The organism is Paragemmobacter straminiformis, assembly GCF_014243445.1.
Taxonomy (GTDB): Bacteria; Pseudomonadota; Alphaproteobacteria; order Rhodobacterales; family Rhodobacteraceae; genus Paragemmobacter; species Paragemmobacter straminiformis.
In genome coordinates this window covers 438,386-463,456 of the sequence record NZ_JACLQD010000003.1, presented here as the reverse complement: position 1 = coordinate 463,456, position 25,071 = coordinate 438,386, and the positions used below count along the sequence as shown (strand labels likewise).

The following is a 25,071-nucleotide window of genomic DNA, read 5'->3' as shown; positions in this document are numbered from 1 at the left end:
GGCTCCGGCCAAAGGGGTGAAGATGGTTACCAGCGCCTATACCGTGGCCTTCGAGGGCATCGAGGCCCGCATCGTCGAGGTGCAATGCGCCATCACGACGGGCCTGCCGCATTTCGGCCTCGTCGGTCTGCCCGACAAGGCGGTGTCGGAAGCGCGCGAACGGGTGCGGGCGGCGCTGGGGGCAATGTCCATCGCGCTGCCCGCCAAGCGCATCACCGTGAACCTCTCGCCCGCCGACCTGCCGAAAGAGGGGTCGCATTTCGATCTGCCCATCGCCCTCGCCCTTCTCGCCGCGCTCGAGATCATCCCGAAGGACGAAGTGGCGGGCGTCATCGCGCTGGGCGAGCTTTCCCTCGACGGCCGTCTCATGCCCGTCGTCGGCGCGCTTCCCGCTGCGATGGCAGCGGCGGAAGAGGACAAGGCCCTTCTTTGCCCCCGCGCCTGCGGGGCCGAGGCGGCTTGGGTCGGTGCGACCGAAGTTCTCGCCGCCAATTCGCTGGACGAGGTGGTGCGCCACTACACCGGCCAGCGCCCCCTGCCACCCGCCGAAGCGGGCGAGGTGGTGGCAGATCCGCTCAAACGCGACATGGCCGAGGTCAAGGGACAGGAACGCGCCAAACGGGCGCTGGAAATCGCGGCGGCGGGGCGCCACCACATGTTCATGTCAGGGACACCGGGGTCGGGCAAATCCATGCTAGCCGCCCGCCTGCCCGGCATCCTGCCCCCCCTTTCGGCGCAAGAGGCGTTGGAAACCTCGATGATCCATTCCCTCGCTGGGCTTTTGAACGAAGGCGGCATCTCGCGCACCCGCCCCTTTTGCGAACCGCATCACACCGCGTCGATGGCCGCCATCGTGGGCGGCGGCAAGGGCGCGAAACCGGGGCAGATCTCGCTCGCGCACAACGGGGTGCTGTTTCTCGACGAATTCCCCGAATTCCCGCGACAGGTGCTCGACACGCTGCGCCAACCGATCGAGACGGGCGAGGTGGTGGTCGCCCGCGCCAATGCCCATGTCCGCTACCCCTGCCGCTTCCTGCTGGTCGCCGCCGCCAACCCCTGCAAATGCGGATATCTGAGCGACCCCGCCCGCGCCTGCGCCAAGGCTCCGGTCTGCGGCTCCGACTACATGGGCCGCATCTCGGGCCCGCTGATGGACCGCTTCGACCTGCGGGTCGAGGTGCCGCCGGTGTCCTATACCGATCTCGACCTTCCGGCGAACGGCGAAAGCTCGGCCACCGTCGCCGCCCGCGTGCAAGCCGCCCGTGCCCGGCAAAGCGCACGTTTCGCAGGGCATGAAAGGGCGCGCGTGAATGCCGACATGGAAGGCGCGCTGCTGGAACAGACCGCCACCCCCGATGCCGAAGGCCGCGACCTGCTGGCAAGGGTCGCGGAACGCTTCGGCCTCTCGGCCCGTGGCTACCACCGCGTGCTGCGCGTGGCCCGCACCATCGCGGATCTCGACGGCTCGGACCATGTCCGCAAACCGCATGTCGCCGAAGCCGTCAGCTACCGCATGCCACCCACGGCAGGCTAGGCGCGGGTCACCGCCCCCGCTTCGCCTCGATCACCTCCCAGATGCGGGCCGAGGCATTGGTCCCGTCGAACCGCTCCAACTCCTGCAAACCGGTGGGAGAGGTCACGTTGATCTCGGTCAGGTAGTCGCCGATCACGTCGATGCCGACAAAGACCTGCCCCTTTTCCTTCAGCACCGGGCCGATGGTGGCGCAGATCTCCAGATCGCGCGGCGTCAGGCCGATCTTCTCGGGCCGCCCGCCGACATGCATGTTCGACCGCGTCTCTCCCGCCTGCGGCACGCGGTTGATCGCGCCCACAGCCTCGCCATCGACAAGGATCACCCGCTTGTCGCCCTTGGCCACATCGGGCAAGAACTTCTGCACGATCAACGGCTCGCGGCTCATCCCCGTGAACAGCTCGTGCAAGGACGACAGATTGCGGTCATTCGGGTCCAAGCGGAACACCCCCGCCCCGCCGTTCCCGTAAAGCGGCTTCAGGATGATATCCCCGTGCCGCGCCTTGAAAGCCCGGATCGTCGCCAGATCGCGGGCGATGGCGGTCGGCGGAATCAGCTGCGGAAACCGCAGGACCAACAGCTTCTCGGGCGAATTGCGCACCCAGAACGGATCGTTCACGACCAGCGTTTTCGGGTGGATCATCTCGAGCAAATGCGTCGTGGTGATGTAGCCCATGTCAAAGGGCGGGTCCTGCCGCAGCCAGACCACGTCGAAATCGGCAAGATCGACCTCGGTCTCCTCGCCATAGCTCACATGGTTGCCCTTCTCGCGCCGCAGCTCGATCGGCCAACCCCGCGCCGTCACCCGCCCCTCGACAAAGGCGAGGCGGTCCGGCGTGTAGAAGAACAGCGAATGCCCCCGCGCCTGCGCTTCAAGCGCAATGCGGAATGTGCTGTCGGCATTGATATTGACCGACCCGATCGGGTCCATCTGCAAGGCAACCTTGAGCGGCATGGCCATCCCCTTCATCTGTTGCTCCCTTGATGGCGCAACAACAGTCGGGATGCAAACGGGTCAGGCCGCGAAGGCGTTTTCCAGAATCTCGATCCGGCCCATCGCATCGACCAAAGCCACGTCGAAACGCGCATCCGTCATCAATCCGCGCGGCTCTCCTGCAAGAAATTCTTCCGCCGCACCGTAAATCCGGTCCATCTGCCGCCGGGTCAGATGTTCGGCCGCTTCGGCATGGGTCCGGCTTTGCTTGACCTCGATGAAGATCACACTGTCCCCGTCCCGCGCGACGATATCGATTTCGCCCCGCGCGCCACGCCAGCGCCGCGCACAAACCTCACGGCCCGATCGGCCGTAATGCCCCGCAACCTGTTCTTCCGCCGCCACTCCGGCGTGATAGCTCCGCGCACCGCTCATCATTTCCCCCGCTTCAGGGCCACCTGATACACCTCGCGCCGGGGAAGGTCATAGGCTTCCGCCACCATCGCCGCCGCATCCTTCACCGTCATCCGTTCCAGCGCCGCTTCGAGTGCCGCTTCCCAATCGGCGGTATCCGCGACCCGCTCTGCCGCGCGATCGACAAGCAGCACGATTTCACCCTTCACGTCCCGTCCGGCATAGGCCTCGACAAGTTCGCCCAGCGTGCCCCGCGTCACTTCCTCGAATCGCTTCGTCAGTTCTCTGCACAAGGCAGCTTGCCTCATTGCCCCCCAGTTCTGCGACAATTCTTCCAACATTTGGTTAATGCGCTTGGGCGATTCATAGAAGATCACCGTCGCCTGCATCGACTTCAGACCCTCGAGGAAGGTCCGTCGCGCTCCGGCCGCCGCCGGGGCGAAGCCTGCAAAGAGGAACCGGTCCGAGGGCAGTCCCGAAACCGTCAGCGCGCACAGGGCCGCCGAAGGGCCGGGTGCCGCGATCACCGGCAAGCCCGCCGCGATGGCCGCGCGGGCCAGCGGGAAGCCGGGGTCCGACACCATCGGCGTTCCCGCCTCGGAGGCATAGGCGACCGACTTGCCCTCTTCGATGGCGCGCAGCAGGCGCGGGCTGGCCGCAGCCTCGTTATGGTCATGGCAGGGCACCAGTGGCCGGTCGCCAAGGCCGATGCCGTGGATCTCCATCAGGTGCCGCAGGGTCCGCGTGTCCTCGGCCGCCAGCACATCGGCCGTGGCGAGGATGTCGAGCGCGCGCAAGGTGATGTCCCGCGCCGCGCCGATCGGCGTTGCGACCAGATACAACCCCGCCGCAAGGGGCTTTCCGCCGATGGTATAGCTGCCGCCGCCCGGCCCGTGCTGTGTCATCGTGGTCGCTCCCCTGACAAGTTTACTTCCCGCAGGGAACATCCTAGGCTTGCAAGCCATTCATGTGCTGTAAAGCCGCTGCGCCCCCAAGGAATGAGGAAGTCGCATGTTCTCTGTTTTGTCACGCGCCCGCAAGTCACTGGCCCTTGCGGCCGCAGCTCTTGCCGCGCTCGCGCTTGCCGCCTGCGAACCCGTCTCGACCGGGGCGGGCCTCGACGCGGGCAAACCCGTCGCCGTGGCGCTGCTTGTCCCCGCAGGGTCGGGCGACGCGTCTGACGAGCTTCTGGCCCGCAGCCTCGAGAATGCGGCGCGCATGGCGATCACCGATCTTGCCTCGGTCCAGATCGACCTGCGCGTCTATCCCACGGCGGCCAGCCCCGCACAGGCCGCCAGCGCCGCGCAACAGGCCGTGGCCGATGGCGCCAAGATCATCGTCGGCCCCCTGCGCGCCGAAGAGGCCAATGCCGCAGGCGTGGCCGTCGCCGCATCGGGCGTGAACGTGCTGTCCTTCTCGAACAACCCCGCCATCGCGGGGGGCAATGTCTTCGTCCTTGGCCCCACTTTCGACAACAGCGCAAAGCGTCTGGCCTCCTATGCCGTCAAAAGCGGCAAGTCGAAGATCATGATCGTCTCGGACCAGAACACCTCGGGCGAGGCCGGTCGCAACGCCATCCAGCGCGGCATTTCTGCGGCGGGCGGGTCGGTCGTGGCGCAGGGGTCTTACGAATTCTCGCAGAACGGCATCGTGCAGGCGGTTCCGGGCATTGCCGCGCAGGCCAAATCCTCGGGCGCGCAGGCCGTCTTCCTGACGGCCGATGCGGCCGGTGCCCTGCCGCTCGTCTCGCAGCTCCTGTCGGAGAACGGCGTCAGCCCTGCCGTTTTCCAGTATATCGGCCTGACGCGCTGGGACATCCCCTCGGCCACGCTCGCCCTTCCCGGCGTGCAAGGCGGCTGGTTCGCCGTTCCGGACCCCGCGCTCTACGCGCAATATCAGGTCCGCTACGCCGCCGCCTTCGGCGAGGCACCCCATCCCGTGTCCGCCGTCGCCTATGACGCCATCGCCGCCATCGGCGCATTGGCCAAACAGGGCGCGGGCCTTGACCGGGCGGCGCTGACCCAGGGCGCGGGCTTTGCCGGAGTGAACGGCGTCTTCCGCCTTCTGGCCGACGGCACCAACGAACGCGGCCTTGCGGTGGCGCAGATCCAGAACGGCACCGTTGTCGTGATCGACCCCGCTCCCCGCAGCTTCGGCGGCGCCGGCTTCTGAGGCGGCGCCCCCGATGTCACCGGCCCGACTGGCCGCCCCCGCGATCCTGACCCAAGCCCCGGCCGAGTTGCTCGTGCCGGGGTCCGATCTTGTGAACGTCCCCGCCCTGCGCGCCGCCATTGGCGCCGAAATCGCCACCGCCCCCGATGCCAAGGCCGCCCGCGCCATCGCCGTGCGCCATCTGCTCGAGGCCAAGTCCCGCGCCAACGCCCTGCTGGCCGAGGCCTTCACCCGCCGCCCCCATGCCGCCCGCCCGCTGATCCGCGCACAGGCGCATCTGACCGACGGGCTGGTCATCACCGCCTTCCACGTGGCGCTCGACCACCTCCATCCGCTTCCGAACCCGACCGAGGCCGAGCGGATCGCCGTTCTTGGCGTCGGCGGCTACGGCCGTGCCGAAATGGCCCCGCATTCCGATGTGGACCTGTTGTTCCTCACCCCGTGGAAAATCACCCCCTGGGCGGAAAGCGTCATCGAATCGATGCTTTACATGCTGTGGGACCTGAAACTTAAGGTCGGCCACTCAAGCCGCACGGTCAAAGACTGCCTGCGCCTCGGGCGCGAGGATGTCACCATCCGCACCGCCCTTCTGGAACACCGCTTCGTCGCCGGATACGAACCCCTGTCCACCGAACTCGGCGACCGTCTCTGGGGCGAGTTGTTCCGCAATTCCGGCCCCGAATTCATCGAAGCCAAACTCGCCGAACGCGCCGAACGCCACAAGCGGCAGGGCGGGCAACGCTATGTGCTGGAACCCAACGTGAAAGAGGCCAAAGGCGGCCTGCGCGACCTGCAAACGCTTTACTGGATCGGCAAATACCTCAACCGTGTGCCCAGCGCCGAAGGGCTGGTGCAGATCGGCCTGCTCAGCCGCGAGGAATACGGCATCTTCACCCGCGCCGAAGATTTCCTCTGGGCCGCGCGCTGCCACCTGCATTACGTCACCGGCCGCGCCACCGATACGCTGACCTTCGACCTGCAGGTCGAGGTCGCGGCCCGCATGGGCTACCGCGATGCCGGAGGCCGCCGCGCGGTCGAGCATTTCATGCAGGACTACTTCCGCCACGCCACCCGCGTGGGCGAATTGACCCGCGTGTTCCTGACGCAACTCGAAGCGCGCCACGCCAAGCCCGAAGCCAGCCTTCTGGGAATGTTCAAGCGCACCAAACGCGTCAAGGCCGGCTTCAAACTGGTGCAGGGCCGCATCGACGTGGCCGAGGCCAAGACCTTCCTCGCCGACAAGCTGAACCTTCTGCGCGTCTTCGAAGAGGCGCTGCGCACCGGCTACCTGCTTCACCCCAACGTCATGCGCCTGATCGCGTCGAACCTGCACCTGATCGACGAAGACATGCGGACCGACCCCGAGGCCGTGCAGATCTTCATCGACCTGCTCCTGCGTCACGGCAATCCCGAACGCGCCCTGCGCCGGATGAACGAGCTCGAGGTGATCTCGGCCTTCATCCCCGAATTCGAACCCATCGTCGCGATGATGCAGTTCAACGTCTACCATCACTACACGGTCGACGAGCATATCATCCAATGCATCAGCATCCTTGCCCAGATCGAGCGCGGCGAGCTGGTCGAGGAGCTTCCCGTCGTCTCGGGCATCCTCAAGGATGGCGTCAACCGCAAGGTGCTTTACGTCGCCTTGCTGCTGCATGACATCGGCAAGGGCCGCCCCGAGGACCATTCCATCATCGGCGCGCAGATCGCCCGCCGCGTCTGCCCGCGCCTTGGCCTGACGGCCGAGGAATCGGAAACCGTCGAATGGCTGGTGCGCTATCACCTGCTCATGTCCGACACCGCGCAAAAGCGCGACATCGGCGACCCGCGCACCGTGCGCGACTTTGCCAAGGCGGTGAAATCGCGCAAACGGCTTGATCTGCTTACCGTGCTGACGGTCTGCGACATCCGCGGCGTGGGACCGGGCACGTGGAACAACTGGAAAGCCATGCTGCTGCGCCAGCTGTACCAAAAGACCTCCGACGCGCTGGAAGGCGGGCTTGAAACCCTCAACCGCGAAAAGCGCGAGGACGAAGCCAAGCGCGCGCTGCAACAGCGCCTGACCGAATGGACGGCAGACGACCTGCGTGCCGAATGCGCCCGCCATTACCCGCCCTATTGGCAGGGCCTGCCGACCGACAGCCATGTCATCTTTGCCAACCAGTTGCGCGGCCTGCGCGACGACGAAATCCGCATCGACCTGCACCCCGACCCTGACCGCGATGCCACCCGCGCCTCATTCGCCCTTGCCGACCACCCCGGCATCTTCTCGCGCCTTGCGGGGGCCTTGGCGCTGGTCGGGGCCAACGTGGTCGACGCGCGGACCTATACGTCAAAGGACGGCTACGCCACCGCCGTGTTCTGGATCCAGGACGCCGAGGGCAAACCCTACGAGGTCAGCCGCCTGCCCCGCCTGAGCCAGATGATCCACAAGACCCTCAAGGGCGAGGTTCTGGCCCGCGAGGCGCTGAAGGACCGCGACAAGATCAAGAAGCGCGAACGCGAGTTCCGTTTCCCGACCCACATCACCTTCGACAACGAAGGGTCGGAAATCTACACCATCGTCGAGGTCGACACCCGCGACCGTCCGGGCCTGCTGTATGACCTGACGCGCACGCTGGCGGCGAACAACATCTACATCGCCAGCGCCGTGATCGCGACTTTCGGTGCGCAGGTGGTCGACACCTTCTACGTCAAGGACATGTTCGGCTTGAAACTGCACCAGAAAGCGCGGCAAGAGGCGCTCGAAAGGAAGCTGCGCCAAGCGATCTCCGAAGGCGCCGAACGGGCACAGGGCTAATGCAACCGATCCGGCTGATCCGCTCTGTCCTGACGGTCGGCGGATGGACGCTTTTGTCGCGCGGTGCAGGTTTTGCCCGCGACGTGATGATGGCCGCCTATCTTGGCGCGGGGCCGGTGGCCGATGCCTTCAACGTCGCGTTTTCCCTGCCCAACATGTTCCGCCGCTTCTTTGCCGAGGGCGCCTTCAACATGGCCTTCGTGCCGATGTTCGCCAAGAAACTGGAAGCGGGCGAGGACGCCAAGGGTTTCGCCCGCGATGCCTTCAATGGCCTTGCCGCCGTGCTGATCGTCTTTTCCGTCATCGGCACGCTCGCCATGCCGTGGCTCGTCTGGGCGATGGCCTCGGGCTTTGCGGGCGATGCCCGTTTCGACATGGCGGTGGTGTTCGGGCAGATCTGCTTTTCCTACATCCTGTTCATCTCGCTCGTCGCCCTGCTTTCAGGCGTTCTGAACGCCTTCGGCCATTTCACCGAAGCGGGCTTCGTGCCGGTTCTGATGAACCTGATCTTCATCGCCGCCATGCTTGTCGCAGCCCGCGCGGGCTGGGACATGGGCCTGACGCTGGCTTGGACCGTTCCCGTCACCGGCATCGCACAGCTTGCCTTTACCTGGGTCGCGGCCCATCGCATCGGCTTCCGCTTCCACCCCGGATTGCCACGGCTCACGCCCGAACTGGTGCGTCTGGCAAAGATCGCCGCCCCTGCCGTACTGGCGGGGGGCGTGGTGCAGATCAACCTGCTCGTCGGGCGTCAGGTCGCCAGCTACACCGAAGGCGCTGTCTCCTGGCTCGTCTATGCCGACCGGCTTTACCAGCTCCCCCTCGGGGTTGTCGGCATCGCCATCGGCACGGTGCTTCTGCCCGACCTGTCGCGCCGCCTGCGCGCGGGCGATGCGACGGGGGGCCGCGCCAGCTTCAACCGTGGCACCGAGTTCGCGCTGCTGCTGACCGTGCCTGCCGCCGTTGCGCTGGTGGTCATGGCCCTGCCGCTGACGACCGTGCTTTACCAGCGCGGCGCCTTTACCGCCGCCGATGCCACCGCGACGGCGCTTGCCCTTGCCATCTACGGCGCGGGCCTGCCCGCTTTCGTGCTGCACAAGGTGTTCCAGCCGCTTTACTACGCCCGCGAGGACACGCGCCGCCCGTTCAACTATGCCGCCATCTCGATGCTGGTAAACGTGGCCATCGCCGTGGGCCTGCTGCCCCTGATCGGGTTTTCCGCAGCCGCCCTTGCCACCACGCTGTCGGGCTGGGTCATGGTCTGGCAACTCTGGCGCGGCGCGCAGGCGATGGGCCCCGAAGCGCATTTCGATGACCGTATGCGCCACCGCGCGCCCCGCATCGTCGCGGCCTCGGCTGTCATGGGCGCGGCGCTTTGGGGCGGCCAGACCCTGCTTGCCCCCGCCCTCGCGCTGCACGGCTGGCGGTATGCGGCGCTGTCGGCGCTGATCCTGCTTGGCATCGTCACCTATGCGGCTGCGGGCGTTCTGTTCAAAGCCTTCCGCCCGTCAGACCTGCGCGCCTTGCGCCGCTAGCGCTGGCGCTGGCGCAGCTTGGCCATCACCCGCGCCCAACCGCCGGGGCTGACGACGAAAGACAAACCGAACCCCGCGCCGAACCCCGCAACGTCGGCCAGCCATTCCCAGCCCCCGCCGAACAGCAGGCCGAACAGCAACTGCACGCCCAGCAGGAAGCCGATCATCGAAAAGGCCCGCAGCTTGTTCGCCCCCTGCGCGGCAAGCCCCACCCAAAGCAGAAAGGTGAACGCCCCGATCAGCCCGTAAACCGGCGGATAGGCCCCGATCAGCGGCGCATGGATGGCCGGCACCAGCGTATAGGCCGCAGCCCCCGCAAGGGCCGCGCCGAAGAACACCACCAGCACCGCCCACCAGCGGAACACCTCGCCCACCATCTTGCCAAGGGCAAGCAGGATCACCCCTGCAAAGATCGCATGCGTCGTATTCCCGTGCACCACGGGATAGGCGACCAGCCGCAACACGTGCTGCCACGGATATTCCCCCCGCTCGATCATCAACCGCATCAGATCGGGCGAGAATGCAAAGCGCTCCATCGCAACCAGCCGCCAGCCCGCGCCCTCCATCCCGCCCGCAAGCCCGCTTGCGCCAAGGCCAAGCACCACCTCCATCGCAATGATCGGCAGGGCCAGTGCCCAGACGACAGGCGGCAGCGGGTTCAACGGCGGGGCGTTGCGGTCATCCATCGGTCACTCTTTCCTTTTCGCGCTTTGATTGACGCGCCGAAGCCCCAGCGATAAGCCGAAACCCGTAAAACTTCCAGACAAGGGCCGTTCACATGTCCGCACCCGCCTTCCCGACCCGCATCTTCTCGGGCATCCAGCCTTCGGGCGGGCTGACGCTGGGCAATTACCTCGGCGCGCTGAAACGCTTCGTGGAAAAGCAGGACGAAGGCATCGAGACGATCTACTGCATGGTCGACATGCACGCGATCACCGTCTGGCAAGACCCCGAAAAGCTGCGCCAGCAAACCCGCGAGGGGGCGGCCGCCTTCATCGCGGCGGGGATCGACCCGAAACGCTCGATCCTGTTCAACCAATCCCAGGTCACGGCGCATGTCGAGCTTGGCTGGATCTTCAACTGCATCGCCCGCATGGGCTGGATGTCGCGCATGACCCAGTTCAAGGACAAGGCGGGCAAGAATTCCGAAAACGTCTCGCTCGGCCTTTTCGCCTATCCCTCGCTCATGGCCGCCGACATCCTTGCCTACAAGGCCACGCATGTTCCCGTGGGCGATGACCAGAAACAGCACCTCGAACTCTGCCGCGACATCGCGATCAAGTTCAACAACGACTACAAGGTCGATTTCTTCCCCGTGGTCGAACCCGTGATCGAAGGCGCCGCGACCCGCGTCATGTCGCTTCGTGACGGCACCAAGAAGATGTCGAAATCCGACCCCTCGGACCAGTCGCGCATCAACCTGACCGACGATGCCGACACCATCGCAAAAAAAATCCGCAAGGCCAAGACCGACCCCGAACCCCTGCCCGACAATCTGGCAGACCTCAAGGACCGGCCCGAGGCGAAGAACCTTGTCAACATCTACGCGGCCCTTGCCGGCCACACCGCCGAACAGGTCATCAAGGACTATGCCGGCGCGCAATTCGGCACCTTCAAGCCCGCGCTGGCCGATCTTGCCGTGGCAAAGCTCGAACCGATCACGCTGGAAATGAACCGCCTGATGCAGGACACCGCCGAAATCGACCGTATCCTGGGCGAGGGGGCGGAACGCGCCGACACCATCGCGCGGCCGATCGTCGATCAGGTCTATGACATCGTGGGCATGATCCGCTCGCGTCGGGGCTAGGCCATGCGGCGGCTGGTCCGGCGGCTTCTGGCGCTGGTCCTTGCCGCATCTGTGGCGCTGTCGCTGCTGACCACGGCCCGCATCGCCCTGTCGCCCGAACTTTCCCCGTGGCGCGAGGCGACGGCGGCGGAAATCGTCGCCGCGACCGACCGGATGTTGCTGTTAGGGGCGACGCCCGCGCGGATCGAAACCCTGATCCTCGCACGGCTGTCCGAGACCCCGCGCAACTGGCCCGCGCTGGCAGCCATCAGGGCGCTGGCCGACGAACGCGGCATCCCGCTCGCCCCCGACACGCAAGCCGCCTATGATGCGGCCTTGGCGACCGACGAAAGCCTGATGAAACAGGCCGGCGACTGTGCCCGCTGCATCTGGGACATCACCCAATGCTCGCTGTCCAAGGTGCTGATCTGCCGCGCCCCCGTGGACCTGACCTTTGTGGGCGACCTTGCGGGCGTGGGCCGCGCCGCCGCGAATTACATGGCAGGTGCCGATATCGACGATATCGACCTTGGCCTGTCCCTCGCGGGCCTCGCGGCCACGGCGACCATCCTCGTTTCGGGCGGCACCTCGGCCACCCTCAAGGCGGGCGCGGGTGCGGCCAAGGTGGCCCGCGGCATGGGTCGGCTTTCGGACGGCGTGACCGGCATGGTCCGCACGGCGGTGAAATCCGGCGTGAAATGGGATGCCCTGCCCTCGGCCCGCTCTGCCGACGACCTGTACAACGCCCTGCGCTGGGAGGCTTTCGCCCCGCTGGCCGACACCCTTGGCGGGATAGAGCGCATCCGCGCCGCCACCGGCACGACCGATGCGCTCCACCTCTTGCCGCTGGTGGACAGCGCCACCGATGCCCGCCGCCTCGGCAATGCCGCCGAGGCGCTAGGCCCGCGCATGGTCGGCCGCGCCGAGGTGCTGGGCAAGGCAAGGATCATGCGTGCCACGCTGCGCGCGACGGGTGCCGCATGGGCGCTGGTCGGCGGCATCATCGGCATGGCCCTCTCGGGGGCGATGCTGCTGATCCACGCCCTGCAAAGCTGGGCCTTCCGCCGCCTCCGCCGCGCCGCATCTGGCTGACCACGATTTTTCTGCGAAAAATCGGGGGGGCTGTCCGCCCCCCGCAGCGCTGCGCGCCGCTCCCCCCGAGAGTATTTTCGCAAGGCTGAAGCGCAAGGCGCGGCTTTACCCTGTCGGGTGGCGGTGCTTATCTGCGCCCGAGGCACAGGAGGGCGACATGGCATTCGGAACCCATATCCGCACATGGTTCGAGGGGCGCTGGCACGATGGCGACCTTGCGGTGATGAAGGCCGCCGATCACGGCATCTGGCAGGGTTCGTCGGTGTTCGACGGCGCGCGGCTTTTCGACGGGCGGGTGCCCGACCTGTCGCAGCATTGCGCCCGCGTGAATGCCAGTGCCGAGGCGCTGATGATCACCCCCACGATGGACGCAGCCGCGATGGAGGGGATCATCCGCGACGGGCTGAAAGGCTATGACGCAGGTGCCGCCGTCTATATCCGCCCGATGTATTGGGCATTGCACGGATCAGACCTCGGCATCGCCCCCGCCCCCGGCGCCACGGGCTTTGCCATCAGCCTCGAACAGGTCGCCATGCCGCCCGCCGAGTTCCAGACGCGCGTGACCCGCACCCGCTTCCGCCGCCCCGTGCTGGAAGATTCGGTCTGCAACGCCAAGGCAGGTTGCCTTTACCCCAACAACGCAAGGATGCTGGTCGAGGCGCAGTCCAAGGGTTTCGGCAATGCTCTGGTGGCCGATGCGCTTGGCAACCTTGCTGAAAGCGCCACGGCGAACGTCTTTCTTGTCAAGGACGGCACGGTCTTTACCCCCGTCCCCAACGGCACCTTCCTTGCAGGCATCACCCGTGCGCGCCACATCGCCAACCTGCGCGCCGATGGCGTGACCGTGGTGGAAAAGGTGCTGACCTTCGACGACGCCCATGCCGCCGACGAAATCTTCCTGTCCGGCAATTTCGCCAAGGTCACCTCGGTCCGCGCCTTCGACGGCACGGAATTCCGCAGCCGCGCCATGACCGACCGCGCCCGCGTCCTGTACTGGGACTGGGCGGCCAGCCAGCCGCTCTGACCACAAAGCCTTGCGCCTGCCGCCCCGGAGCGGCATGATCGCCGCCGCTTGGGGAGAGTGATATGCGGAAGTTTCTCGTCGTACTCGACGATACGCGCGAATGCCTGAACGCGATGCGCTTTGCCGCGCTCAGGGCGGCACATACGGGGGGCGGGGTGCAGATCCTGTCCATCATCCCGCCAGAGGAATACCAGCACTGGCTCGGCGTCGCCGACCTGATGCGCGCCGAAGCCCGCGAACGGATCGAGGCGCATTTCGAGGTTTTCGCCAAATGGATGCGCGACAAGCAGGGCGTGAACCCCGAACTCATCATCCGCGAGGGCGACCCCGTCACCGAAATCCTCGCGCAGGTGAACGACGACCCGCAGGTCGGCGTCCTTGTCCTTGGCGCGGGCACCGAGAAATCCGGCCCCGGACCGCTTGTCACCGCCATGACCCGCAACTCGGGCAATCTGCCGATCCCGATCACCATCGTCCCGGGCGACATGTCCAAGGAACGGCTGGAAAGCATCACCTGACCCGCGCCCGATCCGCCGCCCCGCTTCCTCTTGCCCGAAATATCCTCGGGGGGAGGCGCGGCACGCGCCGTGGGGGGCAGACAGCCCCCCGCCGCCTTCGGCAGGGGAAAGGCGCTTAGAACCGTTCCAAACTTGACAGCAGGCCCCATCGGGCGCATATCCGACTGGAATAGTCGGAGAAGCCCCATGTTCATCCAGACCGAGTCGACGCCGAACCCCGCGACGCTGAAGTTCCTGCCCGGCCAGACCGTGCTCGACCTTGGCACCGCCGATTTTCCCAGCGCCGAGGCTGCGGCCAAATCCCCCCTTGCGCGGCGCATCTTTGCCGTGGGCGGCGTGTCGGGCGTGTTCTTCGGGGCCGACTTCGTCACCGTGACCAAGGCTGAAGCCGTAGAATGGGACCATGTCAAACCCGCCATCCTTGGCGCGATCATGGAGCATTACCAGTCCGGCGCCGCCACCATCGACGGCGAAAGCACCGGCGGCGGGCACAAGGAACACACCGGCGAGGATGGCGACATCGTCCGCCAGATCAAGGAACTGCTCGACACCCGCGTCCGCCCCGCCGTGGCGCAGGACGGTGGCGACATCACCTTCCACGGCTTCGACCGTGGCGTGGTCTACCTGCACATGCAGGGCGCCTGCGCGGGTTGCCCCTCCTCGACGCTGACGCTCAAGATGGGGATCGAGAACCTCTTGCGCCATTACATCCCCGAAGTGCTGGAAGTGCGCCCCGTCGCCGCCTGATCCTTCCGCGATGCCGAAGATCCTCGCTTTCGACACATCGGCCGCGCATTGCGCGGCCGCCGTGCTTTGCGGCGATACCGTCGTGGCCAGCCGCCACGAGCCGATGGAAAAGGGTCAGGCCGAACGCCTTTTGCCGCTGGCGGCCGAACTTCTGGCCGAAGCGGGCCTGACATGGGCCGACCTCGACGCCATCGCCGTCGGCACCGGCCCCGGCAACTTCACCGGGGTCCGCATCGCCGTCGCGGCCGCCCGTGGCCTTGCCCTGTCGCTCGACCGTCCTGCCATCGGGGTAACCCGCCTCGAGGCTCTGGCACAGGGTCTGCCCCGCCCGCTCTGGGTGGTCGAGGACGCGCGGCGCGGCGAGGTCTATGCCCAGCGATTCGATATCACCGATAGCGCGGCCTGCCTGACGCAACGCGACGCGCTGGCGCTCGATGCCCCGCATGCGGGCAACGCCCTGCCCGATGCCCTGCCCTCGGCCCCCATCGCCGAAGCCATCGCCCGTATCGCCGCCGCCCGCATCGGGACTGGTCAGATCGGGCCGGGCCAGATCGGGATGGGCCAGATCGGCACCACCCCCCCGCGTCCCGCGCCCTTTTACCTGCGCGGCGCCGATGCCGCCCCCCCGTCCGACCCGCCGCCCGTGATCTTGCCGTGACCCGCGCGCCATGACCCCCGCCACCCTTGCCCGTCTGCACGCGCTGTCCTTCACAACCCCGCGTCCCTGGTCCGAGGCGGAATTCGCGGGCTTCCTGTCGCAACCGCAAAGCTTCCTGCTGACCGAAGGCGACAGCTTCCTTCTGGGCCGCGTGATCGTGGACGAGGCCGAATTGCTCACCCTCGCCACCCCGCCCGAACAGCGCGGGCGCGGGGCGGCCAAACGTCTTGTCGCCGCGTTTCTCGAACAGGCGCGCCAGCGTGGCGCGGCCTCGGCCTTTCTCGAGGTCGCCGCCGACAACGCCCCTGCCCGCCACATCTATGCCGCCGCGGGCTTCACCGAATCCGGCACGCGCCGCGGCTATTACCGCAGCCCCGAAGGGCGCCCCATCGACGCCATCGTGATGACCTGCACGCCCTGACGGCGTCGATCCCCGCAAGCCGCGCCAAAGATTTGATCAAACCTCGTTAATTCTGCGTCATCCGCTCGCAAAGAGGTGTTGACCCCTTCGCACGAATCCGCCCTAAATTGCCCACGAACCGCCCTGATGCGAAACGGGCGGGACAAGAAACAAGACCCAACGATTTTGACCGGGAGAAACCCATGACCCTGATGAAAACGCTTCTCGGCGCAGCGGCCACGCTGGCGCTGACCGCAGGCATTGCCGCCGCCGATCCGGCGATCATCTACGACCTCGGCGGCAAGTTCGACAAATCCTTCAACGAGGCCGCCTTCAACGGCGCCGAGAAATGGGCCAAGGAAACCGGCGGCACCTACAAAGAGCTGGAAATGCAGTCCGAAGCCCAGCGCGAGCAGGCCCTGCGCCGTCTGGCTGAATCGGGTGCCAACCCCATCGTCATGACCGGCTTTGCCTTCGGTGACGCGCTCAACACCGTGGCCCCCGACTTCCCCGACACCAAATTCGCGATCATCGACATGGTCGTGGAACAGCCCAACGTGAAATCGGTCGTCTTTACGGAAGATCAGGGCAGCTACCTCGTCGGCATGATGGCCGGCCTTGCCTCGAAAACCGGCACCGTCGGCTTCATCGGCGGCATGGACATCCCGCTCATCCGCCGCTTCGGCTGCGGCTATGCGCAGGGCGTCATCGCCGCCAACCCCGATGCCAAGATCGTGCTGAACATGACCGGCACCACCCCGGCCGCATGGAACGATCCGGTCAAGGGCGCCGAACTTGCCAAGGGCCAGAAAGCCCAGGGCGCTGACGTGATCTATGCGGCAGCGGGCGGCACCGGCGTCGGCGTGTTGCAGGCGGCTGCCGATGAAGGCATCCTCGGCATCGGCGTCGACAGCAACCAGAACGGCATGCACCCCGGCAAGATCCTGACCTCGATGATGAAGCGCGTCGATGTCGCGGTCTACAACGCCTTTACCGAAGGCGACAAACTCACCCCCGGCATCAACGTGCTCGACCTCAAGGCGGGCGGCGTGGATTACGCGATGGACGAGAACAACGCATCCCTCGTGACGCCGGAAATGAAGGCAGCGGTCGATGCCGCCGCCGAAAAGATCAAGTCGGGCGAACTGGTGGTTCACGACTACATGTCCGACAACACCTGCCCGGCGGCGACCTTCTGATGCCATCAGGCGCGAACACTTCGGGGCGGCAGGCAACTGCCGCCCCCTTTGCCATCGAACTGAAGGGCATTTCCAAAGCCTTCGGTCCGGTGCAGGCCAACAAGGATATCTCCATCGCCGTCCCGCGTGGCACGATCCACGGCATCATCGGCGAGAACGGCGCGGGCAAATCGACGCTGATGTCGATCCTTTACGGCTTCTACCGTGCGGATTCGGGTGAAATCCTGATCAACGGCACCCCCACCGCCATTCCCGACAGCCAAAGCGCCATCCGCGCGGGCATCGGCATGGTGTTCCAGCATTTCAAGCTGGTGCAGAATTTCACCGTCCTCGAAAACGTCATCCTCGGCGCAGAAGAGGGCGCGATGCTCGCCCGTTCGCTGGCCAAGGCCCGCCGCGTCCTGTCGGACCTGAGCCGCGAATACGAACTCGACGTCGACCCCGACGCCCTGATCGAGGACCTGTCGGTCGGCCACCAGCAGCGCGTCGAAATCCTCAAAGCGCTGTACCGTCAGGCCGATATCCTGATCCTTGACGAACCCACCGGCGTTCTGACCCCGGCCGAGGCCGACCACCTGTTCCGCATCCTGTCGGGCCTGCGGGACCAGGGCAAAACCATCATCCTGATCACCCACAAACTACGCGAGATCATGGAGATCACCGACCATGTCAGCGTGATGCGGCGCGGCACGATGGTCGGCACGGTGAAAACCGCCGAGACCAGCCCCGAAGAACTCGCCGAGCTGATGGTCGGCCGCAAGGTGCTGCTCGAAGTCGACAAGGGCGCGCCGAACCCCGGCAAGACCGTGCTTTCGGTGCAGGACCTGCACGTGCGCGACGAACATGGCGTCGAGCGGCTGAAAGGCATCAGCTTCGACATCCGCGCCGGCGAGATCCTCGGCATCGCGGGGGTGGCGGGCAACGGCCAGTCCGAACTGCTCGAAGCCTTGGGCGGCATTGCCGCAGCCACGGGGCGCATCGTGATGAACGGCACCGACCTGCCCCTGACGGGTGCCACCGCCAACGGCCAGACCCGGCGCGAGGCGGGCATCGCCCATGTCCCCGAAGACCGCCAGCACCTTGGCCTCATCATGGACTTCGAGGCGTGGGAAAACGTGGCCTTCGGCTATCACAACGCGCCCGAATACCAGAAAAACGCGCTGCTGATGGACAACGACGCCCTGCGCGCCGACACGGCGGCCAAGATGGAACGCTTCGACGTCCGCCCGCCCATCCCCACGCTTCCCGCCAAATCCTTCTCGGGCGGCAACCAGCAAAAGATCGTGGTCGCGCGGGAAATCGAACGCAACCCCGACCTGCTCCTGATCGGCCAGCCCACGCGCGGCGTGGATATCGGGGCCATCGAATTCATCCACAAACAGATCGTGGCCCTGCGCGACGCGGGCAAAGCCATCCTCCTCGTCTCGGTCGAGCTTGACGAGATCATGTCGCTCTCCGACCGGATCGCCGTGATGTTCGACGGGAAGCTCATGGGCTTCCGCGACCCCGAAACCACCAATGAACGCGAACTCGGCCTGCTCATGGCGGGCGTGAGCGAGGGGACCCCCTGATGGACCGTTTGCCCAAATGGGCCGATGTGGTGCTTGTGCCGCTGGTCAGCCTGATCTTCGCCGCCGCCATCTCGGCCATCGTCATCAAGGCCATCGGGCAAAGCCCGTCCGAGGCGCTGAAGGTCATGGTCGAAGGCTCGCTCATGTCGGCCTATGGCTGGGGCTATACGCTCTACTACACCACCAGCTTCATCTTCACCGGCCTTGCCGTGACCATCGCCTTCCACGCGGGCATGTTCAACATCGGCGGCGAAGGGCAGGCGCAGCTTGGCGGGCTTGGCGTGGCCCTCGCCTGTCTGCTGATCCCGTGGCCGCACTGGTCGGTGGCGCTGCTCGCGGCCTCGCTTTCGGCTGCGGCCTTCGGCGCGGTCTGGGCGGCGGTGCCGGCCTATCTGGCCGCCAGACGCGGCAGCCATATCGTCATCACGACGATCATGTTCAACTACATCGCAGCGGCGCTCATCGTCTATCTGCTCGTCGACGTGCTGCGCCCTGCGGGCCAGATGGACCCCGCGACCGCACGTTTCCCGAAAACCGTCTCGCTGCCCACGCTGAACCAGATTCCGGGCTTCGATCTGTTTTTCCAAAAGGAAGTGCCCGCCAACGTCACCCTGTTCATCGCCCTTGCTGCCGCATGGGCCGTCTGGCTGATCCTGTGGCGCACCCGCCTTGGCTACCAGCTGCGCGCTTTCGGGAAATCCGAACCCGCCGCCCGCTACGCCGGGATCAACCCCGCCAAGATGATCATGATCTCGATGACCATTTCCGGGGCACTCGCCGGCCTCATGTCCGTCAACAACGTGATGGGCGAGGCCGAACGCCTGCTGCAAAACTCGTCCGAAGGCGCGGGCTTCATCGGCATCGCGGTCGCGCTCATGGGGCGCAACCACCCCGTCGGCGTGGTGCTGGCGGCGGTCCTTTTCGGGTTCCTCTATCAGGGCGGGGCGGAACTCGGCCTCTGGACCGCCATCCCCATCGAACTGCGCATCGTCGTGCAGGGCCTTGTGATCCTGTTCACCGGGGCGCTCGACGTGATGGTGCGGATGCTGCTCGTCTGGCTCTTCTCCTTCGGTCGCAAGCGGCAGGTGGCATGATGGATTACGGAACCCTCCTGCAAATCCTCGACTCGACGCTGCGCCTCGGCACGCCGCTCCTCTTTGCCTGCCTTGCGGGGCTGTTCTCGGAACGCGCGGGCATCTTCGACATCGGGCTCGAGGGCAAGATGCTCATGGCCGCGATGTGTTCGGGCGCGGTGGCCTTTCTGACGGGATCGGTCTGGCTTGGCCTTCTGGCGGGTCTCGCGGGGTCGCTGGTGTTCGCGGGCCTGCACGGCGTGGCCTCGATCACCTTCCGCGGCAACCAGCTCATCTCGGGCGTGGCGCTGAACTTCCTTGCCAGCGGCATCACCGTTCTCGTCGCGCAGCGCCTGTTCGGACAGGGCGGGCGCACCCCGCCGCTCGACGGGGCCGCCCGCTTCAACGAAATCACCCTGCCCTTCGCGGAAACCCTGCGCCCCGTCCCGGTCCTCGGCCCGCTCTATGCCGATGTGATCTCGGGCCACGCGCTGCTGGTCTATGTCGCCATCCTGTGCGTGCCGCTGACATGGTGGGTCCTTTATCGCACCCGCTTCGGCCTGCGCCTGCGCGCCGTGGGCGAGAACCCGGCCGCCGTCGATACGGCGGGCGTCTCGGTCAAGGGGTTGCGCTTTGCTGCCGTGGGCATCACCGGCCTTCTCTGCGGCCTTGCGGGGGCCTATATGGCCACCGCCCTGCAAGCGGGCTTCGGGCGCGAGATGACGGCAGGGCGCGGCTATATCGCCCTTGCCGCGCTCATCTTCGCCAAGTGGCGGCCCTGGCAGGCGCTGGGGGCCTGCATGCTCTTCGGTTTCTTCCAGGCCCTTGCCCTGCGCCCCGATGTCGTCACCGCCGTCGTGCAGGTAAAGATCCCCGTCCCCTTCCTCGACGCGCTGCCCTACATCCTGACGGTCCTTGTCCTTGCGGGCTTCGTCGGCAAAGCCATCCCCCCCCGCGCCGGAGGCGAGCCCTATGTCAAAGAACGCTGACGACCTCGCCCAACTCATCCGCGCGCGTGCGGGCGACGCCCCCGTGCGGCTTGGCCTGATCCTCGGCTCCGGCCTCGGCCATCTGGCGGGCGCGGTCGACGGCGTGGCGATCCCTTACGCCGACCTGCCGGGCTTTCCCCATGCCAGCGTCTCGGGCCACAACCCCAACCTTGTGATCGGCACGCTCGAAGGCGTGCGCGTGGCCGTCTTCGGGGCGCGCGAACACTACTACGAAAAGGGCAATCCCGCCGCGATGCGCCTTCCGCTCGAGGTGCTGCGCGCCCTCGGGGCCTATAGCCTTATCGTCACCAACGCCGCAGGCAGCCTGCGCCCCGACATCCGCCCCGGCGATCTGATGATGCTGTCGGACCACATCAACTTCTCCGGCCTGAACCCGCTGATCGGCGAGCCGACCGATGCCCGCTTCGTGCCGATGGGCGACGCGCATGACCCCGCCATCCGCACAGCCCTTGCCGCCTCGGCCTCGGCCGTGGGCGTGGCGCTGCCGCAGGGCGTCTATGCGTGGTATTCCGGCCCCTCCTTTGAAACCCCCGCCGAAATCCGCGCCATCCGCACGCTTGGCGGCGATGCCGTCGGCATGTCCACCGTGCCCGAAGTCATCCTTGCCCGTTTCCTCGGCCTGTCGGTCGCGGCCATTTCCACCATCACCAACATGGCGGCGGGCCTGTCGGACGAGAAGATCAGCCACGAACACACCAAGGCGATGGCCCCGCTTGGTGCGGCAAAACTGGAACGGGTGTTAAGGCATTATCTCTCCAACCTCCGATGAGGGCGGCAAGCGTTTGACTTCGCGGCCACAGGGGCGCAACCCTTGGCTAACACACGCTCTTCCCCCCGGCAGCCCATGCAGCTTTACCTTCCCATTGCCGAGGTCTCGGTCAACGCCTTCCTGATCCTCGGGCTTGGCGGAATCGTGGGCTTTCTGTCGGGCATGTTCGGCGTCGGCGGCGGCTTCCTGATCACCCCCCTGCTGTTCTTCATCGGCGTCCCCCCTGCGGTCGCTGTGGCGACGGGGGCCAATCAGGTCGTGGCGTCCTCGGTCTCGGGTGTGCTGGCGCAATTCCGCCGCAAGGCTGTCGATGTGCGCATGGGCGCGATCCTGACGGTCGGCGGTTTCATCGGCTCGGCAATCGGGGTCTGGGTGTTCCGCCTGATGACCTCGCTCGGACAGATCGACCTTTTCGTCCAGCTGTCCTACGTGCTGTTTCTGGGCCTGATCGGCGCGATGATGCTGCAAGAAAGCCTTCGCGCGTGGTTCCGCAGCAAATCCGGTGCGCCGGTGCGCCGCTCGCATGTGCATACATGGGTTCACGGCCTGCCGCTGAAGATCAAGTTCCGCGCCTCGGGCCTTTATATCAGCGTGCTGCCCCCGCTGGCCGTCGGTGCCATCGTCGGTTTTCTGGCCGCGATCATGGGCGTGGGCGGCGGCTTCATCATGGTTCCGGCCATGATCTACCTGCTCGGCATGCCGACCAAGGTCGTCGTCGGCACCTCGCTTTTCCAGATCATCTTCGTGACCGCCTTCACCACGCTGGCCCACGCCGTCACCAGCCAGACGGTCGATATCCTTCTGGCCTTCCTTCTCATCATCGGCGGCGTGATCGGCGCGCAGATCGGCGCGCGCGTCGGCGTCCGGCTCAAGGCCGAACAACTCCGCATCCTGCTGGCGCTGCTCGTCCTGACCGTCTCGTTCAAGATCGCGCTCGACCTTCTCTTGCGCCCGACCGAGCTTTACAGCGTCATGCCGGGGATGCTGCCATGATCCGTCTGGCGCTGGCCCTTCTGCTGTGCCTCTCGGCACCGGCCCTCGCCGCGCCCGAAGCCATCGTCGCGGGCCTGTCCCAGAACCGCGTCAGCATCACCGCCGATTTCGACGGGACCGAGATCCTGATCTACGGCGCGGTGAAACGCGACGCCCCCGCACCGCAAGGGCCGATGGAGGTAATCGTCACCGTCGAAGGCCCCGCCACCACCCTGACCATCCGCAAGAAAGAGCGCCGCGCCGGCATCTGGATCAACACCGAGGCCGTCCACATCGACGCCGCCCCCAGTTTCTACGCCGTGGCGACGACCGGCCCCCTCGACCGGATCCTGTCCGATACCGAAGACCTGCGCTATCGCGTCTCGCCGGCCCGCGCCATCCGCGCCATCGGCCTGACATCCGAAGCGGCCGATCCTGCGGGCTTTGTTGACGCCCTGATGCGGATCCGCTTCGACGAGGACCGTTTCCGCCTGCAACAGGGCACCGTCGAATTCGTCGAGGACACGCTGTTCCGCGCCGATGTGCTTTTGCCCGCCAACCTGACCGAGGGCGAATACAAGGTCCGCATCATGCTGACCCGCGACGGCAAGGTGATCGACAGTCAGGAACGTGTCGTAGGCGTGCGCAAAGAGGGGCTCGAGCGGTTCCTGAACAACCTCGCCCACCAGATGCCGCTGCTTTACGGCCTCTTGTCGCTGGCTCTGGCGGGGCTGGCGGGCTGGGGCGCATCGGCAGCCTTCACGATGCTGCGACGCTAGCGCCCGGGCGCTGCCATCCGCCGCCGGACCGCGAACCCCGCAAGCGCGGTCAGCAGGCAGGCGCAGGCGACGATCTGGAAGAAACCGCGTTCGCCCATCCCGCCCAAAACCTGCCCCAGGATCACCGGCGCGGATATCCCGCCGACAAGGCCCGCCGCGATGATCGTCGGCGTCACGCGCGGGTCGGTGCCCATCTGGCGACAGGCGGCCACGTAGCAATTCGGAAAGAACAGCCCCGCCGCCCCGCCGATCACCACGAACAGCGGCACCGGCGGCAGCCCGACCGCCAGCAGCGCGGCCACGCCTGCCACCGTCATGGCCGCGACGTATAGCGCAAAGGCATCGAAGCGGTGCGCCAGAAACACCAGCGACGACCGCGCGACCAGAAAGGCCACGAAAAACCCCGAAAGCGCCTCGGCCGCCAGCTTTTCCTCGGCCCCCGCCGTGATCAGCGCCGTGGGGCCAAGCCCGATCAGACAGGCCTCGGTCGCGATGCCCATGATGGCAAAGCACAGGATCAGCGGGCGGAAACGATAGGGTTCGGTCGCCCCGGCCACCTCTTCCACCCGCCCCGACGACCCGGCGAACAGCCACGTCACCGCACAGACCGCCGCGATCAGCCCGAAGCCCTTTTGCGGATCGGACCCCATCGCCACAAAGATCAGCGGCATGGCAATCGCTCCGGCGGCAAAGGTGGCATTCAGCAAACCCACCATCGACGGACCCTTGGCCCCGAAGGCCCGCAAGACCCGCGGATTGAACACCACGGTCGAAAGCCCGTAACCCGTGCCGAACACGACCGAGGACACCACCGTCCCCCACCAGCCGAAACCCGCCGCAATGCCACCCGCCCCCAGCGCCAGCACCGCCAGCGCATGGCGCGGCGTCACCAGTGGCCCGCGCCAGAACATGATGGCCACCCCCGTCGCAGACCCGCACCACAGCGCCGAAACCAGCCATCCGGCATCGGCCAGCGTCAGCCCGAAATCGCGCGCAAATGCGGGCACGGCAGGCCCGTAAAGCGCCTGCCCCGCCCCCATCAGCATAAAGGTGACGATACCGGAAAACAGCAGCGCGGCATGGGTGCGGATCAACTGGGCCAAGGCTCTCTCCTGAAACTGCGACAGGGTGTCCCCCGCCCGCTCCGCGCTGTCAACCTGACAGCGGCCTCAGGCCCCCAGATGGCGCTCGCCCCGCTTTGCCGCCAGTTCCATCTGCCTTTGCCTTTCGCGAAAACGCGCGCGGTCGGCTTCGGAATATTCCCCGGCGCAGGCGGCGCAACACACGCCCTCCTCATAGGCCGGATGCGCGCGCCCCTCGGGCGTCACGGGCCGGCGGCAGGCACCGCAGGACGAATTCTGCCCCGCCACCAAACCATGCCCGACCGATACCCGCCCGTCGAACACGAAACATTCCCCCTGCCAAAGCGACTGCTCCTGCGGCACCTCTTCCAGATATTTCAGAATCCCGCCCTTCAGGTGGAACACCTCGGTCACGCCCTGTTGCAGCAGATAGTTGGTCGATTTCTCGCAACGGATTCCGCCCGTGCAGAACATGGCGATGCGCTTGTTGTGGAACCGCTCGCGGTTGGCCTCCCACCAGGCGGGAAACTCGCCGAAGCTGCGGGTCTTGGGGTCCACCGCGCCCTCGAACGTGCCGATGGCAACCTCGTAATCGTTGCGCGTGTCGATCACGGCGACATCCGGTGCGGTGATCAGCGCGTTCCACTCGGCGGGCTGGACGTAATGGCCCACGGCAGCGCGGGGGTCCACATCCGGCTGGCCCATCGTCACGATCTCGCGTTTCAGCCGCACTTTCATACGGCCAAAGGGCATCTCTGCCGCCGTGGCCTCTTTCCACTCAAGCCCCGCGCAGCCCGGCAGCGCGCGCACATGGGCCAGCACGGCATCGATGCCCGCACGGCTTCCGGCAATGGTGCCGTTGATCCCTTCCGCAGCCAGCAACAGCGACCCTTTCACCCCCTGCGCCAGACACAGCGCCAAAAGCGGCCCGCGCAAGGCGGCGGGGTCGGGAAAACGGGCAAAGTGATAAAGCGCGGCAACGGTGATCATAGGGGCGGAAAT

General features: G+C 66.4%; 24 protein-coding genes. 18 read left to right on the top strand and 6 right to left on the bottom strand.

Going from position 1 to position 25,071, the window contains the following annotated elements; all coding sequences use genetic code 11:
* Positions 1 to 22: 22 nt before the first annotated feature.
* Entirely contained in the window at positions 23 to 1,534 is a 1,512-nt protein-coding gene (locus H7F16_RS12710) for a YifB family Mg chelatase-like AAA ATPase (protein ID WP_185797974.1), read from the top strand.
* Positions 1,535 to 1,541: 7 nt separating this feature from the next.
* On the opposite strand, the gene gshB is transcribed toward H7F16_RS12710, so the two are convergent.
* Genes gshB through rsmI form a run of 3 tightly spaced genes read right to left on the bottom strand, consistent with a single transcriptional unit; the run spans position 1,542 to position 3,784 of the window.
* Positions 1,542 to 2,486, bottom strand: coding sequence for a glutathione synthase (gshB, locus tag H7F16_RS12705; RefSeq protein WP_185797973.1), 945 nt, complete (start codon positions 2,484 to 2,486; stop codon positions 1,542 to 1,544).
* A 60-nt stretch (positions 2,487 to 2,546) separates the two neighbouring features.
* Positions 2,547 to 2,900 (bottom strand): YraN family protein, encoded by a 354-nt coding sequence (locus H7F16_RS12700; RefSeq protein ID WP_185797972.1) that lies wholly within the window; start codon positions 2,898 to 2,900, stop codon positions 2,547 to 2,549.
* Positions 2,900 to 3,784 (bottom strand): 16S rRNA (cytidine(1402)-2'-O)-methyltransferase, encoded by an 885-nt coding sequence (rsmI, locus tag H7F16_RS12695; protein WP_185797971.1) that lies wholly within the window; start codon positions 3,782 to 3,784, stop codon positions 2,900 to 2,902. The genes H7F16_RS12700 and rsmI overlap by 1 nt, the downstream gene beginning before the upstream one ends.
* 106 nt (positions 3,785 to 3,890) lie before the next feature.
* On the opposite strand from rsmI, the gene H7F16_RS12690 reads away from it, so the two are divergent.
* The 3 genes from H7F16_RS12690 to murJ are packed head-to-tail and all read left to right on the top strand — an operon-like array spanning position 3,891 to position 9,389.
* Positions 3,891 to 5,051, top strand: a complete 1,161-nt coding sequence (locus H7F16_RS12690; RefSeq protein ID WP_185797970.1) for a penicillin-binding protein activator — start codon at positions 3,891 to 3,893, stop codon at positions 5,049 to 5,051.
* 13 nt (positions 5,052 to 5,064) lie between these two features.
* Positions 5,065 to 7,854, top strand: coding sequence for a [protein-PII] uridylyltransferase (locus H7F16_RS12685; RefSeq protein ID WP_185797969.1), 2,790 nt, complete (start codon positions 5,065 to 5,067; stop codon positions 7,852 to 7,854).
* Positions 7,854 to 9,389 (top strand): murein biosynthesis integral membrane protein MurJ, encoded by a 1,536-nt coding sequence (gene murJ / locus H7F16_RS12680; RefSeq protein ID WP_185797968.1) that lies wholly within the window; start codon positions 7,854 to 7,856, stop codon positions 9,387 to 9,389. The genes H7F16_RS12685 and murJ overlap by 1 nt, the downstream gene beginning before the upstream one ends.
* Here murJ and H7F16_RS12675 read toward each other — a convergent pair.
* Positions 9,386 to 10,075: a rhomboid family intramembrane serine protease gene (locus tag H7F16_RS12675; protein WP_185797967.1), complete on the bottom strand. Its 690-nt coding sequence runs from the start codon at positions 10,073 to 10,075 to the stop codon at positions 9,386 to 9,388. The genes murJ and H7F16_RS12675 overlap by 4 nt on opposite strands.
* A gap of 92 nt (positions 10,076 to 10,167) precedes the next feature.
* Between H7F16_RS12675 and trpS the strand changes: the two genes are divergently transcribed.
* The 14 genes from trpS to H7F16_RS12605 all read left to right on the top strand — a co-directional run bounded on the left by trpS (position 10,168) and on the right by H7F16_RS12605 (position 22,987).
* Positions 10,168 to 11,196: a tryptophan--tRNA ligase gene (trpS, locus tag H7F16_RS12670; RefSeq protein WP_185797966.1), complete on the top strand. Its 1,029-nt coding sequence runs from the start codon at positions 10,168 to 10,170 to the stop codon at positions 11,194 to 11,196.
* Positions 11,197 to 11,199: 3 nt separating this feature from the next.
* Positions 11,200 to 12,267, top strand: a complete 1,068-nt coding sequence (locus H7F16_RS12665; protein ID WP_185797965.1) for a hypothetical protein — start codon at positions 11,200 to 11,202, stop codon at positions 12,265 to 12,267.
* A 157-nt stretch (positions 12,268 to 12,424) separates the two neighbouring features.
* Positions 12,425 to 13,291, top strand: a complete 867-nt coding sequence (locus H7F16_RS12660; protein ID WP_185797964.1) for a branched-chain amino acid aminotransferase — start codon at positions 12,425 to 12,427, stop codon at positions 13,289 to 13,291.
* A 62-nt stretch (positions 13,292 to 13,353) separates the two neighbouring features.
* Positions 13,354 to 13,809 carry a universal stress protein gene (locus tag H7F16_RS12655; protein WP_185797963.1) on the top strand — a complete coding sequence of 152 codons (456 nt, stop codon included), beginning with the start codon at positions 13,354 to 13,356 and terminating at the stop codon, positions 13,807 to 13,809.
* A gap of 186 nt (positions 13,810 to 13,995) precedes the next feature.
* Complete coding sequence (locus H7F16_RS12650; RefSeq protein WP_185797962.1) at positions 13,996 to 14,556, top strand: NifU family protein; 561 nt, start codon at positions 13,996 to 13,998, stop codon at positions 14,554 to 14,556.
* A gap of 10 nt (positions 14,557 to 14,566) precedes the next feature.
* Positions 14,567 to 15,214, top strand: a complete 648-nt coding sequence (gene tsaB / locus H7F16_RS12645) for a tRNA (adenosine(37)-N6)-threonylcarbamoyltransferase complex dimerization subunit type 1 TsaB (RefSeq protein ID WP_185797961.1) — start codon at positions 14,567 to 14,569, stop codon at positions 15,212 to 15,214.
* Positions 15,215 to 15,224: 10 nt separating this feature from the next.
* On the top strand, positions 15,225 to 15,635 hold the full coding sequence (locus H7F16_RS12640) for a GNAT family N-acetyltransferase (protein WP_185797960.1): 411 nt from the start codon (positions 15,225 to 15,227) through the stop codon (positions 15,633 to 15,635).
* 182 nt (positions 15,636 to 15,817) lie between these two features.
* Entirely contained in the window at positions 15,818 to 16,813 is a 996-nt protein-coding gene (locus tag H7F16_RS12635; protein WP_185797959.1) for a BMP family lipoprotein, read from the top strand.
* Positions 16,813 to 18,384, top strand: coding sequence for an ABC transporter ATP-binding protein (locus tag H7F16_RS12630; protein WP_185797958.1), 1,572 nt, complete (start codon positions 16,813 to 16,815; stop codon positions 18,382 to 18,384). The genes H7F16_RS12635 and H7F16_RS12630 overlap by 1 nt, the downstream gene beginning before the upstream one ends.
* Positions 18,384 to 19,478, top strand: coding sequence for an ABC transporter permease (locus H7F16_RS12625; protein ID WP_185797957.1), 1,095 nt, complete (start codon positions 18,384 to 18,386; stop codon positions 19,476 to 19,478). Before H7F16_RS12630 ends, H7F16_RS12625 begins: the two co-directional genes overlap by 1 nt.
* On the top strand, positions 19,478 to 20,446 hold the full coding sequence (locus tag H7F16_RS12620) for an ABC transporter permease (protein WP_185797956.1): 969 nt from the start codon (positions 19,478 to 19,480) through the stop codon (positions 20,444 to 20,446). The genes H7F16_RS12625 and H7F16_RS12620 overlap by 1 nt, the downstream gene beginning before the upstream one ends.
* Entirely contained in the window at positions 20,430 to 21,236 is an 807-nt protein-coding gene (locus H7F16_RS12615) for a purine-nucleoside phosphorylase (protein ID WP_185797955.1), read from the top strand. Before H7F16_RS12620 ends, H7F16_RS12615 begins: the two co-directional genes overlap by 17 nt.
* A 75-nt stretch (positions 21,237 to 21,311) precedes the next feature.
* Positions 21,312 to 22,229 carry a sulfite exporter TauE/SafE family protein gene (locus H7F16_RS12610; RefSeq protein ID WP_185797954.1) on the top strand — a complete coding sequence of 306 codons (918 nt, stop codon included), beginning with the start codon at positions 21,312 to 21,314 and terminating at the stop codon, positions 22,227 to 22,229.
* The gene (locus tag H7F16_RS12605) at positions 22,226 to 22,987 is read left to right on the top strand and encodes a TIGR02186 family protein (RefSeq protein WP_185797953.1); all 762 of its coding nucleotides are present in this window, start codon (positions 22,226 to 22,228) and stop codon (positions 22,985 to 22,987) included. The genes H7F16_RS12610 and H7F16_RS12605 overlap by 4 nt, the downstream gene beginning before the upstream one ends.
* On the opposite strand, the gene H7F16_RS12600 is transcribed toward H7F16_RS12605, so the two are convergent.
* Both H7F16_RS12600 and trhO read right to left on the bottom strand, forming a co-directional pair.
* Positions 22,984 to 24,090 (bottom strand): MFS transporter, encoded by a 1,107-nt coding sequence (locus H7F16_RS12600; RefSeq protein WP_185797952.1) that lies wholly within the window; start codon positions 24,088 to 24,090, stop codon positions 22,984 to 22,986. The two genes, H7F16_RS12605 and H7F16_RS12600, sit on opposite strands and share 4 nt — an antisense overlap.
* Positions 24,091 to 24,156: 66 nt before the next feature.
* On the bottom strand, positions 24,157 to 25,059 hold the full coding sequence (trhO, locus tag H7F16_RS12595; RefSeq protein WP_185797951.1) for an oxygen-dependent tRNA uridine(34) hydroxylase TrhO: 903 nt from the start codon (positions 25,057 to 25,059) through the stop codon (positions 24,157 to 24,159).
* Between the last annotated feature and the right edge of the window lie 12 nt (positions 25,060 to 25,071).